Raw genomic sequence first — 16,839 nt, 5'->3', positions numbered from 1 at the left:
CAACGTGCCCTACCAACATGCCCCCATCAGCCTAACGCGAGAATGCACAGGCAGGCTGCGCCAGCGTTGGACAGACAGAGCTGAAGTCAGGGGCGACTCACGCACGCACCATGACGCCGAGGATGGGGCTGGGTCATGCTGGCGTGGGTGACGTGCTTGCGGACGGATGCCATGACATGGCCCTCAAGGGCCCGCCTCGTGTTCCGTCGAAAGCCGGGCGTATCCTCTCGATGGGCGGACGGGACCTCGGCTGAAGAGTCCCCTGGGCACCGCCCCGAGGGGAACCACGTGGCCGGAGAGCTGGATGCGCTGAAGGGAGCACGGGACGCGGTGTTCGCACAGCCGCCGGGCGAGGCCGCGTGGAAGGAGCTCGTCGCAGTGGTGGAGCAGGCGTGGGCCCTCGCGCCAGGTGACGTCGCCGCGGAGTGGGTGCCCGCGCTCACGAGCCGTTTCGCGAGCTGGCCGCCGGGACTGCGCGATGCACCGGCCAGTTGGGTCCAGGGCGTGGAAGAAGGTCGGGCCCCGCTGCTGGTGCTGGCGGACACCTTCGAGGCGGCGAAGAAGCTCAAGCCCGCCGAGCGACGGAAGTTCATCGACCGGCTGGCGAAGCTCGCACCCTCGGCAGCGAGCAACGCGCTCGCGTACTTCGTCCGCGTGGAAGACCGGACAATGATGAAACAGCTCGCAGACTTCGGCGCGCTCGCGGCGCCCGGTGTCATCGCGGCCCTGCGCGAGCCGGATGCAACGGAGAAGCGCTACGAAACCGTGGCGGACCTCGCGAAGCAGCTCGGCTCCGGGGCGCGGGATGCGGCGGATGCGATGGCGGACCTCGTCGTGACGCTGCGGGCGCGGCGCCCGTCGCAGAAGACGACGCCCATCCTGCTGCGGCTGACCGAGGCGCTCCTGGGCTGCGGTGCGCCCAGGGAAACCCTGCGCAGGTCGCTCACTCCACTGCTCGACTCCTCCGACGCGTCGCTGCGAAGCCTGGCCCGGCGCGAGCTGGAGTCACGCGGGCTGCCAGCGCCCCACTCCCCCTGGGAGTCCTCCGCCGTGGGCTGGCCGGTCATCGCGGAGCTCCAGCGCCTCGGCTGCAGCTTCCACCCGCACACTCCCAAGCTGACGCGCATGAAGACGCCCGCCGGTGAGGTCGAAGTCCCGCAGCCCTTCCGGGACCTCTTCACGGTGAAGTGGGCTGCTCGGAGCTTCCGGGGCAGCACCTGGATGTTTGGCGGTGATGCCCACGGCGAAGTTTCCGTGAGCTTCCGGACGCCGCACTTCCTCGACTACGAGGCGTACGCAAAGCGGCCCTACGTCCAGATGGCCACGGATGGCTGCGGTGGCTACTACTACCACCTGTGCCTGGAGGACGTGCCCGCCACGCAGGACGACACGGCGCTGGCGAACATCCCCGTCTACCGGCTCGAGCGTGGAGGGGAGTGGTACCACCCCTACGGCAAGTCCTTCACGACGCTCCAGACCTTCCTGTCGAACCTGCATCCGTTCTGAGCGGCAGAGGCGCGGCTCATGCCCGCAGCACGGTGACCTTGCGACCCGAGGGAGCCTGCGCCTGCTCGAAGCGCGTTCGTGAGTCCGCATCCCCGGCCTCCCGGCGCCGGTCGAAGATGACGAGCACGCCCGTGTCGAGGCTCAACCGCTCCAGGTATTCGTCGAGCTGGGCAAGCCCCTTTGGCAGCGGGTCCTTCTCCCCTTCCCGCCACACCTTCAGCTCCATCGCCTGGCGCTGCCAGCGGCGCTGGCCGGCCTCGCTATGGGGCCAACGCACCAGCAGGTCGATGCGACCCCGGCCCACGCCGTACTCACGGTCCACGAAGCCGCCACCGTTCACCACCCGGTGCAGGAAGGCCATGAGCACCAGTTGCGGTGCGACCTCGTGGTACGAGAGCCCAGCGGTCAGCACCTCTCCGTGCTCGCGCCAGAAGGCGGCGAACTCGCGCAGCAGGCGGTCGAAGTCCAGCCGGCCGTCCGGCAGGACGAAGCTCCTCGGCTCGGCCTGAACTTGAAGCTCGGCGTCCCCCGCGAGCACCCGGGCAATCACCTCGCGGTAGATGGGATTCGCGATTCGCACCGGGTTGTCCGGCGCGAGCAGCCCCAAATCTCGCGCGTACTGCACGTCGTCCTGGTAGCTGTCCCCGGACGTCAGCGTGCCCGCGAGCACGGGCTCCAGCACCCTGCGGATGCGCGGCTCGTGCAGCCGAGCAACCAACGAGTCGAGATGCGTGACGCGCGCGTAGACGAGCCGCTCCTTGGCGGACTCCACATGCTCGGCGGTGATGGGCTCACCGACCGGCACCTTCAGCTCCTCGATGACCTCTCGGGCGAGGGCATTGACGAGCCAGGGCTGGCCGGCCGTCAGCTCGAAGGCGCGCGCGGCTGCCGATTCGGTGAAGACCTGGCCGGTATCGGCCGTGTGCTGTCGATACAGCTCCGCCACCTCCTCCGTGTCGAAGTCCCCCAGGCGGAGAGAGGCGAGCTTGATGTTGAAGGGACTCGCGGTGCCGAGCCGGTCGGCGTCGCCTCCACTGGCGGCCTTGTAGTCGCGCACATCCCGCAGACCGCACAGGACGACGGACGCGGGAAAGGCGTGAGGCCTGTTGGGGAAGCCACTCCGGAGCTGGCGCAGCACGCTGATGAGGCTCTGCCCCCGCAGGGCATCAATCTCATCCAGGAAGAGCACCAGGGGACGTGGGCAGGCGCTCGCCCAGGCGGACAGCGCGGTGCCCAGGAGCAGGCTGTCGGGGGCTTCAGGGAACGGAGGCGGCTGGAGCTCGGGCGGGAGGGAGTGCCCGGCACCGAGGCGCAGGTTCGCCAGGATGGCCCGCTGCGCCTCACCGAAGTCGTCGCCGGCCGCCTCACCGACCTCGCAGGAGAAGTAGAGCGCGGCGTAGCGGCCCGAGGCCGTCAGTTGCTCGGCCAGGGCCCGGAGCGCCGTCGTCTTCCCCGTCTGCCGGGGCGCGTGGACCACGAAGTAGCCGAGCTGCTCCACCAGCCCGGGCGCCTCGGGCAGCCGGCGCTCGGCGGGAATCATGTAGTGCCAGTCCGGGCGGCAGGGGCCCGCGATGTTGAAGCGGCGCGGCATGGACACAACCTGCACTGGAGAGCGGGCCGGCGCAAGGAGCACGGCCCACGCGCTGCTCAGTCCCTGTACCCCCGCGCCTGCAACCGGAACAGGTGCGCGTAGCGCCCGTCCTTCGCCATCAGCTCGTCATGGCTCCCCAGCTCCTCCACCTGCCCGTTGTGGAGCACGGCAATCTGGTCCGCCATGCGCACCGTGGAGAAGCGGTGCGAAATCACAATCGCAATCCGGTCCGCCGCCAGCGCCTGGAAGCGCTCGAACAGCGCATGCTCCGCTTCCGCGTCGATGCTCGCCGTCGGCTCGTCCAGAATCAGCACCTCCGCGTCGTCCCGCATGAACGCCCGCGCCACCGCCAGCTTCTGCCACTGCCCCGACGACAGCTCCTGCCCCTTCTCGAACCAGCCCCCCAGCATCGTGTCGTACTGGTTCGGCAGCGCCGCAATCACCGTGCTCGCCCCACCCTCCTCCGCCGCCTTCACAATCCGCGTCCGGTCCTCCAGCGCCGGCACGTGCCCCAGACCGATGTTCTCCGCCACGTTGAACTGGTAGCGCACGAAGTCCTGGAACACCGCCCCGAAGCGGCTGCGCAAATCCTCCACGTCCATGTCCTTCAGGTTCACCCCGCCGTAGAGAATCTCCCCCTCCGACGGCTCGTACAGGCGCAGGAGCAGCTTCACCAGCGTGCTCTTCCCCGCCCCGTTCTCCCCCACCAGCGCCAGCTTCTGCCCCGGCTTCAACGTCAGATTCACACCCTTGAGCGCCCACGCCTCCTTCCCCGGATAGCGGAAGGACACGTCGCGCAGCTCAATCGCATTCCGGTGCCCGCGCGGCGGTGACTTCGCCGGCAGCACCCGCGTCGTCTCGCCGCCCGTGGGGATGTCCAGGTACGTGAAGAGGTTGCTCATGAAGAGCGCGTCCTCGTACATGGAGCCGATGCTCGTCAGGATGCCCTGGAACGCCGCCTGCCCCTGACGGAACACGCCCAGGTACAGCACCATGTCGCCCACCGTAATCGCCCCGCCCGCCGCGCGCCCCGCCACGTACAGGTAGCAGGCGTAGAACGCCGCCAGCGACAACAACCCCAGCCCCAGGCCCCACGCCATCCGCTTGAAGGCCAGCGCCCGGTCCTCGTTGAAGAACTTCTGGAAGAGCGTCCGGTAGCGCCCCAACACCAGCGGCCCCAACCCGAACAGCTTCACCTCCTTCACGTGGTTGTCCCGCGTGAGAATCCACTCCAGGTAGTTCAGCTTGCGCCCCTCCGGCGCCCGCCACGAGTACAGCCGGAAGCCCTCCGCCGCCAGCCGCGCCTCGGCGATGAACGCCGGAATCGACGCCGCCACCAGCACCACCACGCTCCACGGAGACAGCGCCACCAACAGCGCCGCGAAGGTGCTCAACGTGATGCCATTGCGCACAATCGAGAACGCGCCCATCACCAGCGACAGCGGCCGGCTGTTCGCCTCGCGCCGCGCGTTCTGCATCTTGTCGTAGGTCTCGGAGTCCTCGAAGTGGCGCAACTCCAAATCCAGCGCCTTCTGGAGAATCCGCTCGTTGAGCAGGTTGCCCAGGTTGGCCCGCAAGAGCTCGCGCGTCAGGTTCAGCCCGCGCTCCACCACCGCCGAGCCCAGCATCAGCCCGAACTCCAGCCCCACCAGGCCGTAGACGCGAGCGCGTGCCTCCAGCGAGCCCTGCGCCGCCGCCACCACCGAGTCCACAATCAGCTTCCCCACCCAGGCGATGCCCGCGGGCAGCACCGCCGCCACAAGCGTCAGCGCGCCCAGCAGCACCGCCATGCGGGGGCTCGCCTGCCAGAAGAGGCGGAACGTGCCGGGGAGCTGCTGGACGAGGCTGCCCGTGCTCTTCAGGCGGGCCAGGAGGGACGGCGGGACGGGGGAAGCAGGCGGACGAGGGGACACGGTCCGCGTTCATAACGCGGACCCTCCCTCCGCGCTCAAGAGGCGGACGTCGTGTGCCTCGCCACCAATACGTCGCAGCCCGCCCGCGCCAGCACCCGCTCCGTCAGCGGCGTGCGCGCCTGGGCGCCCGACATGGCCACCGCCAACACGTCCGAGCCGCGCTCCGCCGCCTCTCCGAGGATGCCCTCCCCCGGCTCGCCGCTGCGCACCCGCACCGCCAGCTCGCGCCCCGTCTCCCGGTAGGGAGCGAGGAACCGCCCGAGCGCCACCCGCGCCCCGTGCTCCGCTTCCTGCCGGAGCAGCAGCCACCGCTCCGCGGGCGCGCCCGAGGCTCGCAGCGCCGCTTCCTCCTCGCGCGTGTCCACCACGTGCAGCACGTCCACCGGCGTGGGCGACGGGCACAGCCGCAGCGTCAGCTCCAGCGCCCGCCGCGACTCGCGCGAGAAGTCCACCGCCACCAGCGGCCGCGCGTACGGTCTCACCGGGTGCGGCACCACGACCAAGACCGACGCGCCCAGGCCCCGCACCATGCGGCGCACCATCGAGTCCTCCGCCAGCTCCCGCACCGGGTACGTCACCAGCGGCCGGCCCAGCACCACCAGCTCCGCCCCCAGCTCGCGCGACACGCCGGACGCCGCCTCCACCGGGTCGCCCAGGCGCAGCACCTCCTGCACCTCCACGTCCACCCGGTGCCGCAGCCGCCGGCACACGGAGGACACCGCCTTGCGCAGGCAGCGCTCCCCCGACACCGCGCCCGCGGGCCCGTCATGGCCATCCAATGGCGGCCCCGCGTGCATCACCGCGAAGACGCCGCCCTGCCCCAAAGGCAGACGCAGCGCTCGCGCGAGCGCGAACTCGGAGCGCAGGGAGAAGTCCGTTCCGACGATGAGCCGCGACACCCCGCGCTGGCCGCGAAAGTGGCCCGCCGCCAGCAGGGGCAGGGCTCGCTGTGAAAGCTCCTGGGTCCTCATCTCACGTCCCTCCTTCCGCCTTCCTCAATTGTTTAGTGTCCGCGCTCCCGCGTGGGTGACAACGGTTCTCGCGGAGGGAGGCCTCGGGCGGGCCGCCGCTCCACGAGCAGCCGCCGCACCCCTGACATGAAGGGCCCCGTGGGCAGAAGATTCAGGTCCCCTCGCGGATGTGCCACGAGACCCGCCGAGCCGGCGACAGCACGAGCAGGCGGGTTGGCCCCGCGCGTCACGGGATGACTTCGCGGCCCGGGCGGAAACCGTGGCGCTTCGCGTCCGGGCGCGACGCGGGGATTCACCGCCGGTCTGCCACGTGCGTCTTACGGTGGACGGGCACCCTGAAAAATCTCCAGCGCCGGGGCGCGCGTATCACACCTGGGCGCAGCAGGCCGTGCATCGGCGAACGGCGGTTGGCGTGCTTGGCCCGTCCGAAGGGCGACAGAGCGACTCCGGACGGCCACACGAAGCACGGCCGGAGGTTTGCAGAGGAGGTGCTGCGGCGGCGCTCGGTGCAGTGGGCGGCGGGTCGGATGGGTTGCGGAAGAAGGGGGTAGTACCAATGCGCGGGGTCATCACCGGACGAGAGGTGGTCGCCAACCTGGGGCTCATCTACCGGGAGTTCGGTGCCAGCTGCGTTCTGCGTTGTCTGTGGGTCATGCTCAGCGGGAAGTCCACCACGTTTCTCGAAGTGGCCTGCCCGCCGGTGACCAAGCGCTAGAACGCGACACGGGCCGCGGGAGGAAGTCCTCCCCGCGGCCCGCACCAACAACACACTTCGGTTTCAATTCAATGCGTCAGGCGACTACGGCTCGTCCCTGCGCGGCTTGTCGGGGTCCAGCGCATCCTTGATGACGCGCTTCGCGTCCTCGACCTTCTCCTTGATCTGGCCCTTGGCCGTGTCCTTCTTGCCCTCGGCCTCCAGCTCACGGTCGCCAGTCGCGACGCCCACGGTTTCCTTGACGCGTCCCTTGGCCTTGTCGGTCCACTCACCCATGTCCGGGCTCCTTTCGCTCAAGCCATCAGCTCCGGAAAAGTGAGCACCCAGGCGGCGCCGCGCAGGCGACGGTGGCCCGCACGCCTGCCTGCCTGGCGGGTAATACTTGTTTTATTCGTGTCCCCTCCCAGTGAGGAGGCCACGCGGCCCGGGCCTTCCGGCAGAAGCATGTCTAATGGAGAGTGAATCGGGACATTGACGCAGGGCGTTTCGCGCCGCACGCTGGGGTCACTGCAACCCCGGAGTCTCAGCTTCGATGTCGACCACCTCGCTCCCGACCCCTGGCGCGCTGCTGCGGCGGCTGTATCTGCTCCGGTCCGTCATCACCACGGTGGCCTTCACCCCGGCCCTCTACGTGGACATGCAGCTGCTCGCGCTGGAGGGAGAGCACGAGCTGCGCATCTTCCTCGGCGTCATCACCCCGCTGGTGCTGGGGTTGTGCGCGGTGGCGCAACCGCTGGTGGTGACGCCCTGGCTGCTGCGGCGTGCCCTGCGCTCGGAAGGCACGCTCCGGGTGCAGCGGTTGATCCGCATCCCCGCGACGCTGGCCTTCGGCGAGGCGATGGTGTCGTGGACGGTGGGCGGCATCCTCTTCAACGGCGGGGTGGCGGTGCTGTTGGACAGGCCGGCCTCGGTGGTCTTCGTGGGCGTGGCGGTGGCGGTCAGCGCGGGCCTCTTCAGCTGCCCGCTGATGTTCATGGCCTTCGAGCGGGTGATGATGCCCACGGTGCTGGACGCCTACCGGCAGGCGCCCACCGCGAGGCCCGCGGGTGACGGCTTCGCGCCGCGCCAGCTCTGGCTGCTGCCGGCCACCGTCGTCTCCGCGCTGCTCGTCACCTGCCTCACCAGCATCGTCACGCTGAACCTGCGGCTGGAGCGCGGGATGGGCGCGCTCGCGTCCGACATGAAGGCCCGCGGTGACCTGGTCGCGGCGGAGCGTGTGAAGGCCACCGTCCGCCCGCTCCAGGAGGACCTGGTGCTGCCGCTGGTGATGCTCGGCGGCTACGCGGCGCTGGGCTCCATCCTCACCGCCGCCTGGGCGGCCCGCCGGCTGGCGAAGGGCGCGAGCGCGGTGGGCGCGTCACTGGAGGCGCTGGTGGACGGGCGCGCCGCGCCGCCGCAGTGGGTGTCCTCGGACGAGCTGGGGGACCTCGCGGCCAACACGTGGCAGCTCTACCAGCGGCTGCAAGAGTTGCCTCGGTCGCTGCGCTCCTCCGCCGGGGACCTGGCGGTGGCGGGACACCGGCTGTCGCAGGCCAGCACCCAGCAGAACCAGACGCTGTCGCGGCAGGCCGCGGCGCTGCACCAGGCGCGCGCCACCGCGCAGGAAATCCAGCAGGCCTCCCACGTCACGGCGTCGCGCGCCACCAGCATCCTCCGCGTGGCCGAGCGCGCCGCCGCCGTGGGCAAGCTGGGTGAGGAGTCGCTGGCCGGCACCGAGAAGGGGCTCACCTCCATCCGCGAAATCGCCTCCGGCCTGCACGAGCAGATGCTCGATTTGGAGCAGCGCGCCCGCGAGGTGGGCCGCGTGTCCGAGATGGTGAAGGCGCTGGCGGACCAGTCGCACATGCTCGCCATCAACGCGGCGATTGAAGCCACGCGCGCGGGCGAGCACGGCAAGGGCTTTGGCGTGGTGGCGCGGCAGATGCGCGACCTGGCGGACCAGTCGATTCAGGCCACCAACCAGGTGCGCGGCATGCTGGAGACCATGGCCACCGCCACGCACCAGGCCACGGCGATGTCGGACCGGGGCGCGGCGGGCGTGGAGACGGCGCTGGGCCCGCTGCGCACCAGCGGCGAGCGGCTGCGCGAGCTGGCGTCGCTGTCCCAGGAGTCCGCGACGGCGGTGCGCCAGATTACGGAGGCGGTGTCGCAGCAGCATCAGGGCGTGGACCAGCTCTTCGCCGCCGTGCGTGAATTGGACGAGCTGACGACGGACACGCTGCGCCACCTGGATGCCGCCCAGCAGGCCGCCACCGCCGTCACCCAGGCCACCGGGCAGGTGTCGCAACTGGCGGAGCGGTACGTCTGAAGCACGAGTCCTTCAGTCCGCTTCCGCGCGCCGGGAGCGGGCCTCGCGGATGACTCCGATGAACGCCTTCAGGCCCGCCGGCACATGGCGGTGGCCGGGGTAGTAGAGACAGAGGCCGGGATAGGGCGGCGTCCAGTCCTCCAGCACGCGGACCAGCCGCCCCGCCGCGACATCCGAGGCCGCGGCCCAATCACTCACATACGCCAGCCCCGCGCCCTTCAGCGCGGCCTGGAGCATGAGGGTGTCGTTGTCCAGCGCCAGCGAGCCTTTGACGTCGACGACGACCTCCTTGCCGCGCTTCTCGAACTCCCACCGGAAGTAGCCACCGCTGCGCTTCCGATGGCGGATGCAGTTGTGGGCGAGGAGGTCTCCCGGCGTGGCCGGCGGCGTGCGGCCCTTGAAGTAGCGCGGAGCGCCGACGACGGCGAAGCTGACTTTCGGGCTACACGGGATGGAGACCATGTCCTGGGGCACGGCCTCCGCGAGCCTCGCCCCGGCGTCGAAGCCCTCGGCGACGATGTCGATGAGCCGGTCCTCGGTGACGAGCTCGACCTGCATCTCCGGGTAGCGCCGGAGGAACTCCATCACCAGCGGCATCACCACGAGGCGCGCCGCGCCCTCCGACGTGTTGAGGCGGAGCGTGCCGGTGGGCCGGTCCTTGAACTCGTTGATGACCTCCATGGCGTCGGAAATCTCGCGGAGCGCTGGCCGGACGCGGGAGAGGAACCGCTCGCCCGCTTCCGACAGGGCCACGCTCCGCGTCGTGCGGTTGAAGAGCCGCACGCCCATCCGCTGCTCCAACGTGGCGATGGCGTGGCTCAGCGCCGACGGAGAGAGGCCCAGCTCGGCCGCCGCCGCACGGAAGCTCCGGTGCTGCGCCACCGCGACCACGGCATTCAGTTCGAGGAGACCGGCTCTGCGCATTGTTCGAAGTCCTGCATCAAGGCATCCACTTTTGACCTGATAGTCTCAACAATTCGTGGACGCTACCTTCACTTCCGTCACGAAGTCCCACCGACGAAAGCGAAGCGCACCCCATGAAGAAGACCGTCCTCATCACCGGCACCTCGACCGGCTTCGGCAGGTCCGCCGCCCTCCTGTTCGCCCGCGAAGGGTGGAATGTCATCGCGACGATGCGCTCGCCCGACGCGGGGGACGCGCTGGCCCGCCTGGACGACGTGCTCGTCACCCGGCTCGACGTGCAGGACCGCGCCAGTATCGAGCAGGCCCTCGCGGCGGGCCTCGCCCGCTTCGGAAGAATCGACGCGCTGGTCAACAACGCCGGCTTCGGCCTCTTCGGCGTCTTCGAGAGCCTCTCCCGCGAGAAGCTGCAGGAGCAGTTCGACGTCAACGTCTTCGGCGTCATGGACGTCACCCGGGCCGTGCTGCCGCACTTCCGGAAGCAGCAGAGCGGGCTGGTCATCAACATCAGCTCGGGGGCCGGCGTCTTCACGCTGCCCATGAGCTCGGCGTACTGCGCGAGCAAGTTCGCCCTGGAGGGGTTCTCCGAGGCGCTCTCCTACGAGCTGGCCTCGCAGAACATCGTCGTGAAGATTGTCGAGCCCGGCGGGGTGCTCAGCACCGACTTCGGGAAGCGGAGTGGCGCGGAGGCGGCCGGCGCTGCCCCGCCCGCGGACTATGCGAAGTTCCTCGCGGGCGCGGAGACTGTCTTCGCGGGGCTCCGAGCGGGCCGGCTGGCGACGTCGGAGGAGGTCGCGGAGGTCATCTTCCGCGCAGCCACGGATGGCACGGACCAGCTGCGCTACGTGGCCACGAAGGACATCGAGCCCCTGGTCCAGGCGCGCCGGGAGACGTCCGAGCCGGAGTACATCGCGTTCATGCGGTCGCGGTTCATGCCTGGGCTTGCGCGGGGGTGAGTTGCTCCTGCTACTGCTCGACGGGCAATTCCGGCGCGAGCCGCCCCTCCGGCGTCAGCACCGGCGCGCGGAGCAGCACCGCCAACTCGCCCATCAGTTCGGCCAATCGCTGTAGTCGCTCTCGTGGCTCCGGGCCGCCCTGCTCGAAGCTGGCCGGGTCCAGGTACGCGAGCTGCGCCGAGGCTCGGCCATACACTCCGGCCACTCGCACCGTCCGCGCTTCCAGCTTCGCGTGCAGCGCTCCGAGGAACACCGTCGCTTGAGACAGTGCGCTTGCGGCCTCGTCCAGCGCGCGGACCCGTGCGTCCGGCGCCGTGCCCGGCATCGTGGCGGCCCACGGTGCCGCGGCCTCGAACAGCGATGCGCCGTCCACCACCACCGGCGGCGCGTCCTCATCCAGCCAGCCCCTATCCAGCCACGTCAGCACCGGCACCAGAGCGGGAGGTGCCTCCATGCCCGCGCCCAGCAGCGGCCACGGACGCCTCGCGGCGCGGGGTAGTGGCTCCATGGGGAGGGAACGCAGCGCCTCTCGCGCGCCGGGCTCGAGGACATCGTCCTCTCTCGCTTGCTCCCAGCGCTCCAGCCGTTCCAGCAGCGCGCGGAAGGGAACCACGCCCTCCGCGTGCGCGCGCGATTGGAGCTCGCCCCATGCCGTGACGCCGTCCCTCACGCGCAACCGGGCCGCCTTGAGGGACGCCAGGGCCTCGCGGTGGCGCGCGCGTGCGTCGCGCACCCTCGCCTCCTCGGGCGTCCGGGGCTCACCCTCCTCCAGGACCCGCTTCACGCCGAGCCCCAGTGCCGTCAGCACCAGGCCACCCATCGCGAACGGGATGAAGAAGGGCATGCGCGTCTCTCCTCTGGAGAAGGGTGTCAGCATCCCACCCTCATTGCCCACCCGATACAACCAGGCTGTCGCCTGGTCGTCAGCCAATCAGCCCGCCGTTCCGAGCGCCTGCTAGCGTAGGGCGACCCCCTCCGGGAACGGCCCCTCATCCATGCGAAGCAGCACGACGTCAGCAAGAGTCACAGCGGCACTCCTCAGCGTCCTTCTCGGGGCCTGCGGCACCACACGTCACGTCGCTCCAGCCAATGCCAGCGAACTCACCCGCTTCGTGCTCTTCATCCGGGAGCGGCCCGACGGCACCGTCACCCATTCCTGGCAACGCGCTGAGGAGGTAAACCTCGCTGAGTACAGGGCCCTGTCACGCTCGCGACGTGGAGCCCGGAACATCCTGCCCGTGGTGGCCCGGCCGCGGGACTGCCATCAGGAATTCGTCGATTGTATCGATGAGTGCAAATCACGCCCTCTTGCCCCGGGATACGGACACATCACCTCCGGTAAATCCAAGGACGCCAGGAAGGCCAGCAAAGAGGTGCACTGCCAGGGTAGATGCTGGCAACCCTATCGAGACTGCAGCGAGCTACAGGAGTTGAAACCTCAAGAGTTCACGGCTGTCGACAGCGCGGTGGACTGGCTGAAGCGCAACCGCAAGGCGGTCCTGGTGGGAAGCGTGGTCGTCGTGGCGGGCGTTGCCTTCGTGGTGCTCTCCGCTGGGGCGGGGCTCGTCGTCCTCGCGCCCGCCGTGCTCCTGGCCGAGCCGGCAACTGCCACCGAACCCTGGATGGCGGAGGTCTCACCATGAGCAAGGACTGGGAGTTTCCTTTTCGCGTCCTGAACCTCCTGGGACGGCTCCGAGAGGAGTCCACGTCCGAGGAAGAGGAGTACCTCGGTGCGGCCATGGACGCGCTCTACTTCATCTTGCGGACTGGTCAGTCTCACGACTTCGAGGCCTATCGCGAGAGCAACAAGGACGGCGCGCCGCCACTCGTCATCGCGGCCTTCGACACGAAGGAGAGCGCCGAAGCCTGGCTGAAGAACCACCCCAACCCTCCAACCGGGGCCGACGTCCTGGTCGCGGGCGAATACCACTACGCCAATTGCTCAGACGACCTCAAGCGTCGCCATCTGCTCCGCACCAAGACGCTCGAACACTACCTGCGAGCGGCGATTGACGACGGGCTCCCCCCACCAGCGGCCACGTTCGACACCCTGGAGCAGGCCAGGGCCTGGGTCGACAGTCAGCCAGAACCGCCACGCCAGGTCGTCATCACGATTGCGGGCGAGCCCCACCTCGTCGCGTACCACTACAAGGTCGGCCTCCGCGCCATCTACCCGCTCTCGCGGGCCGCGCCGCCAGGGTCCATCAACTACGAGTAGCCCCGGCTCAGCCCGCGCGGGCCCGGGGCTCCGCGTCCGCTCCGTCCAGCGGCGGCACGTACGGCCAGCCCGGCAACGGGCCCTTGCCGGCCTCGCGCGTGAGGTAGTCCGCCGCGATGTTGGCGCTCTCCATGATGGTCAGCAGCCCACTGCCCGGGTGCGTGCCTCCGCCCACCCAGTAGAGCCCCTCCACATCGCGGTTCTTCACCTTCGGCCGCAGCGGGCCCAATTGCAGCCACGTGTGCGACAGGTTGAACACCGCGCCGCGGAACACGTTGAAGTCGTCCCGCCACGTCTCCGCCGTGAAGTAGCGCTCCTCGCGGATGTGCTGCCGCACGCCCTTCAGGCCCACCTTCTCCAGCATCGCGGGGATTCGCTCGCGCAGCTTCGCCTCCGTCGCCGCCCAGTCCACGTCCCGCGCCGTGTTCGGCGTGGGCACCAGCACGTACAGCGTGGAGTGGCCCTTCGGCGCGCCGGACGCGTCCGTCACCGTCGGGTTGCACACGTAGAACGGCGGGTCGTCCACGTCCACGTGCCTGTCCTCCAGCGCGTCCCGGTCCGTGCGCCGCGCGGCCTCCGACAGGTAGATGAGGTGGTGCGGCAGGTCCGCGTACACCGTGTCCAGCCCGTAGTACGCCATGAAGGTGCTGCACGAATACTTCGCCTTCTCCAGCGCCGCATCCGTCAGCCGCGAGCCCTCGCGCGCCTCGGCCGGCAGCAGCTTCGTCGCCGCGTACGCCAGGTCCGCGTTCACCACCACCGCGTCCGCGTCCAGCACCTCGCCGCCCGCGAGCTTCACACCCACCGCCCGCCCCGCCTCCACGCGCACCTGCTCCACCGCCGTGCCCATGCGGAACGTTGCGCCCAGGTCCTGCGCACAGCGCATCATCCCCCGCGCCAGCTCGCGGAAGCCGCCCTCCACGTGCCACACGCCGAAGGCCAGCTCCAGGAACGGAATCACGCTGAACACCGACGAGCACGTCGTCGGGTGCAGCCCCAGGTACTTCGACGGGTACGCCAGCGCGTACGTCATCCGGTCATCGTGGAAGAACGAGTCGAGCTGCCGGTACAACGTCTGCCACGGCTTGAAGCGCAGCGTGGGCGCCAGCCGCCACGGCGCGTAGTACGCGAGGCTGCCCGCATTCGTGCAGATGAACTTCTCGTAGGCGATGGCGTACTTCTCACGCCCCTCCTCCATCCACCGGCGCAGCGCCCCGGCCTTGTCCGGGCCGAACTTCGCCACCTCCGCCTCCATGCGCGCCATGTCCCGCGACGTGTCCAGGTGCGTGCCGTCCCAGAAGTGCACCCGCGTGTTGACGTCCAGCGGCACCAGCTTCACGTAGTCGTCGATGCGCCGGCCCGCCCGCCGGAAGATCTGCTCCAGCACGCCCGGCAACTGGAGGATGGAGGGCCCGGTGTCGAGCGCGTACTCGCCATTCGCGCCGAGCTTCAGCCCCTTCATCCGCCCCCCGGGCACCGCGTCCTTCTCCACCACGGTGACGCGCAGCCCCTGCCCGGCCAGATTGATGGCGGCCGACAGGCCCCCGGGCCCTGCTCCCACGACGATGACGTGACGCACCATGACGCATTCATGCCTGAACGCCCGGGAGGTTGCACCCCGTCGGTGCACGGGCGGACGGACGCCCCGCGCCCCTTTCACCTGCCGGACATGCGCACTGGCCCGTAGGGGAAAGGGGCTCGCCTGGACCTGGCATCCTGTGTATCGCCCTGGTGGACCCTATCCAGGGGCCCGCGCTTCGTGTTCTTCGCGACACCGTGCCTGCCCTCCTGTCTTCCCACCTGCGCCGTCACGCCTCCGCGTACTGCGCGCTGCTGGTCGGCCTGGCCGTGACAGGGGTGGCTGCGCTGTATGTGCAACGCGGCATCGACGAGCGACGCGACCGGCGCTTCGACGAGTCCGTCCGCGAGGGCACGCTGGGCTTCCAGCAGCGCATCGACATGTACCAGGCCATGCTGCTCGGCACGCGCGGGCTGTTCAGCAGCAGCCAGAAGGTGGAGCGCGACGAGTTCCACGCGTATGTGGAGAGCCTGGAGCTGAACCGGCGCTACCCCGGCGTCCAGGGCATCGGCTTCTCGCAGTGGCTGAAGCCCGGGAGGCTGAAGGCGCACGAGGCCGAGGTGCGCGCGGAGGGCTTCCCGGATTACCACCTGTGGCCGGAGGGCGAGCGCGCGGAGTACACCGCCATCGTCTTCATGGAGCCGCTCGATGCGCACAACCGGCGCGCCATCGGCTTCGACATGTTCTCCGAACCCACCCGCCAGGAAGCCATGCGGCGTGCGCTGGAGACAGCGCTGCCAGCCGCCAGCGGGACGGTCCGGCTGGAACAGGAGGACGAGGCGGACACCTGGCCCCCCCAGGCGGGCTTCCTCATCTACGTGCCCGTCTACAACGGCACGCCGCCCACCCCGCCCGAAGACCGCCGGGCCTCCCTGCGGGGCTTCGTCTTCGCGCCGTTCCGCATGGGGGACCTGATGGAGGGCCTGCGCTTCCCGGGCTTCCAGGACACCGTGGACCTGGCGGTTCATGACGGCGCGGATGCAAGCCCGGAGACCCTGTTCTTCACGTCGCGCCGCAATGGCTTGTGGGAGGAGGGGCCGCGGCTGGGCCTGCGCCGCGAGGTGGCGATTGCCGTGGCCGGCCGGCGGTGGACGCTGGTGTTCACCGCGCGCGAGTCCTTCATCGAGAGGAACAGCCAGATGCAACTGAGCACGGTGGTGCTCAGCGGCCTGCTGGTGACGCTGCTCCTGTTCCTGATGACGCGCGCGCAGGTCAACGCCCGGGCCGCGGCCGAGGCCGCCAGCACGGAGCAGCAGCGGCTGGCGAGCGAGGCGCGGACGGCGGTGCGCGTGCGCGACGAGTTCCTCGGCGTCGCCGCGCACGAGCTGCGCACGCCGCTCACGTCCCTCAAGCTCCAGCTCCAGCTGCTGTACCGGCAGCTGCGCCAGCCCGGGCCGCTGGACGTGGAGCGGGTGGCGCGCGGGGTGGAGTCCTGCGAGCGGCAGACGACGCGGCTGTCGCAGCTGGTGGACAGCCTGCTGGACGTGTCGCGGTTGATGCACGGACGGATGGAGCTGCGGCTGGAGCCACTGGAGCTGGGCGACGTGGTGCGCGAGCTGGTGCGGCGCTTCGAGACGGACGCGCAGTCGGTGGGCGTGCTGCTGACGGTGGACGCGCCCGAGCCCGTGCGCGGCCGGTGGGACCGGCTGCGGCTGGAGCAGGTGCTGACGAACCTGGTCTCCAACGCGCTCAAGTACGGACAGGGCACGCCGGTGGACGTGCGCGTGCGCGGTGACGGGAGCGCGGCCTTCCTGGAGGTGCGGGACCGGGGGATTGGGATTGCGCGGGAGGACGCGGAGCGCATCTTCGACCGCTTCGAGCGGGCGGTGTCGAGCCGGCACTACGGCGGACTGGGGCTGGGGCTGTTCATCACCCGCCAGCTCGTGGAGGCGCTCGGTGGGAGCATCGCCGTGGAGAGCCTCCCGGGGCAGGGGTCCACGTTCACCGTGCGCCTGCCCGTGACGGGGCCAGGGGAGGAGGCGGAGGGCCCGGCTCCCGCTTCCGAGCCGCCCCGGGCTCCGCTGCACTGAGCGGCGGGAGCCGGGCCACACCGCCCGTCCCAGCCCGGCGAGGACACCCCGTGGTGACTGGGCACTGGTGGACACCCGGCGCACGGGGGCACATGAGTGTTCGACAGCCCGCACGTCCGTGTCTATGTCCC

Annotated in this window: 13 protein-coding genes; 6 read left to right on the top strand and 7 right to left on the bottom strand. The window is 70.1% G+C overall.

What is annotated here, in order from left to right; translation table 11 throughout:
* Nucleotides 1-288: 288 nt before the first annotated feature.
* On the top strand, nucleotides 289-1,506 hold the full coding sequence (locus OV427_RS24730; RefSeq protein ID WP_267858627.1) for a hypothetical protein: 1,218 nt from the start codon (nucleotides 289-291) through the stop codon (nucleotides 1,504-1,506).
* A 16-nt stretch (nucleotides 1,507-1,522) separates the two neighbouring features.
* On the opposite strand, the gene OV427_RS24725 is transcribed toward OV427_RS24730, so the two are convergent.
* From OV427_RS24725 to OV427_RS24710, 4 genes are all read right to left on the bottom strand, one after another.
* Entirely contained in the window at nucleotides 1,523-3,097 is a 1,575-nt protein-coding gene (locus OV427_RS24725) for an AAA family ATPase (protein ID WP_267858626.1), read from the bottom strand.
* A 56-nt stretch (nucleotides 3,098-3,153) separates the two neighbouring features.
* The gene (locus OV427_RS24720) at nucleotides 3,154-5,010 is read right to left on the bottom strand and encodes an ABC transporter ATP-binding protein (protein WP_267858625.1); all 1,857 of its coding nucleotides are present in this window, start codon (nucleotides 5,008-5,010) and stop codon (nucleotides 3,154-3,156) included.
* 35 nt (nucleotides 5,011-5,045) lie between these two features.
* Entirely contained in the window at nucleotides 5,046-5,981 is a 936-nt protein-coding gene (locus tag OV427_RS24715; RefSeq protein WP_267858624.1) for a universal stress protein, read from the bottom strand.
* Between the two features lie 799 nt (nucleotides 5,982-6,780).
* On the bottom strand, nucleotides 6,781-6,972 hold the full coding sequence (locus tag OV427_RS24710) for a CsbD family protein (RefSeq protein ID WP_267858623.1): 192 nt from the start codon (nucleotides 6,970-6,972) through the stop codon (nucleotides 6,781-6,783).
* 256 nt (nucleotides 6,973-7,228) lie between these two features.
* Here OV427_RS24710 and OV427_RS24705 point away from each other — a divergent pair, with 256 nt between their 5' ends.
* A complete protein-coding gene (locus OV427_RS24705; RefSeq protein ID WP_267858622.1) occupies nucleotides 7,229-9,004 on the top strand; it encodes a methyl-accepting chemotaxis protein in 1,776 nt (591 codons plus the stop codon).
* A gap of 12 nt (nucleotides 9,005-9,016) precedes the next feature.
* Here OV427_RS24705 and OV427_RS24700 read toward each other — a convergent pair whose 3' ends face one another.
* Nucleotides 9,017-9,928, bottom strand: coding sequence for a LysR family transcriptional regulator (locus tag OV427_RS24700; RefSeq protein WP_267858621.1), 912 nt, complete (start codon nucleotides 9,926-9,928; stop codon nucleotides 9,017-9,019).
* Nucleotides 9,929-10,041: 113 nt separating this feature from the next.
* Here OV427_RS24700 and OV427_RS24695 point away from each other — a divergent pair, with 113 nt between their 5' ends.
* Nucleotides 10,042-10,881, top strand: a complete 840-nt coding sequence (locus tag OV427_RS24695; RefSeq protein ID WP_267858620.1) for an SDR family oxidoreductase — start codon at nucleotides 10,042-10,044, stop codon at nucleotides 10,879-10,881.
* A 10-nt stretch (nucleotides 10,882-10,891) separates the two neighbouring features.
* Here OV427_RS24695 and OV427_RS24690 read toward each other — a convergent pair whose 3' ends face one another.
* The gene (locus OV427_RS24690; protein ID WP_267858619.1) at nucleotides 10,892-11,725 is read right to left on the bottom strand and encodes a hypothetical protein; all 834 of its coding nucleotides are present in this window, start codon (nucleotides 11,723-11,725) and stop codon (nucleotides 10,892-10,894) included.
* Nucleotides 11,726-11,876: 151 nt separating this feature from the next.
* Here OV427_RS24690 and OV427_RS24685 point away from each other — a divergent pair, with 151 nt between their 5' ends.
* Together OV427_RS24685 and OV427_RS24680 are read left to right on the top strand one after the other, a co-directional pair.
* A complete protein-coding gene (locus tag OV427_RS24685) occupies nucleotides 11,877-12,524 on the top strand; it encodes a hypothetical protein (RefSeq protein ID WP_267858618.1) in 648 nt (215 codons plus the stop codon).
* Nucleotides 12,521-13,099 (top strand): head protein, encoded by a 579-nt coding sequence (locus tag OV427_RS24680; RefSeq protein WP_267858617.1) that lies wholly within the window; start codon nucleotides 12,521-12,523, stop codon nucleotides 13,097-13,099. The genes OV427_RS24685 and OV427_RS24680 overlap by 4 nt, the downstream gene beginning before the upstream one ends.
* Before the next feature lie 7 nt (nucleotides 13,100-13,106).
* Here OV427_RS24680 and OV427_RS24675 read toward each other — a convergent pair whose 3' ends face one another.
* Nucleotides 13,107-14,681, bottom strand: coding sequence for a phytoene desaturase family protein (locus OV427_RS24675; RefSeq protein ID WP_267858616.1), 1,575 nt, complete (start codon nucleotides 14,679-14,681; stop codon nucleotides 13,107-13,109).
* 194 nt (nucleotides 14,682-14,875) lie between these two features.
* Here OV427_RS24675 and OV427_RS24670 point away from each other — a divergent pair, with 194 nt between their 5' ends.
* Nucleotides 14,876-16,708, top strand: coding sequence for a CHASE domain-containing protein (locus OV427_RS24670; protein WP_267858615.1), 1,833 nt, complete (start codon nucleotides 14,876-14,878; stop codon nucleotides 16,706-16,708).
* Nucleotides 16,709-16,839: the final 131 nt, after the last annotated feature.

Origin of the sequence: Pyxidicoccus sp. MSG2, assembly GCF_026626705.1 — a bacterium.
Taxonomy (GTDB): Bacteria; Myxococcota; Myxococcia; order Myxococcales; family Myxococcaceae; genus Myxococcus.
This window is presented reverse-complemented; position numbering and strand designations above follow the sequence as displayed.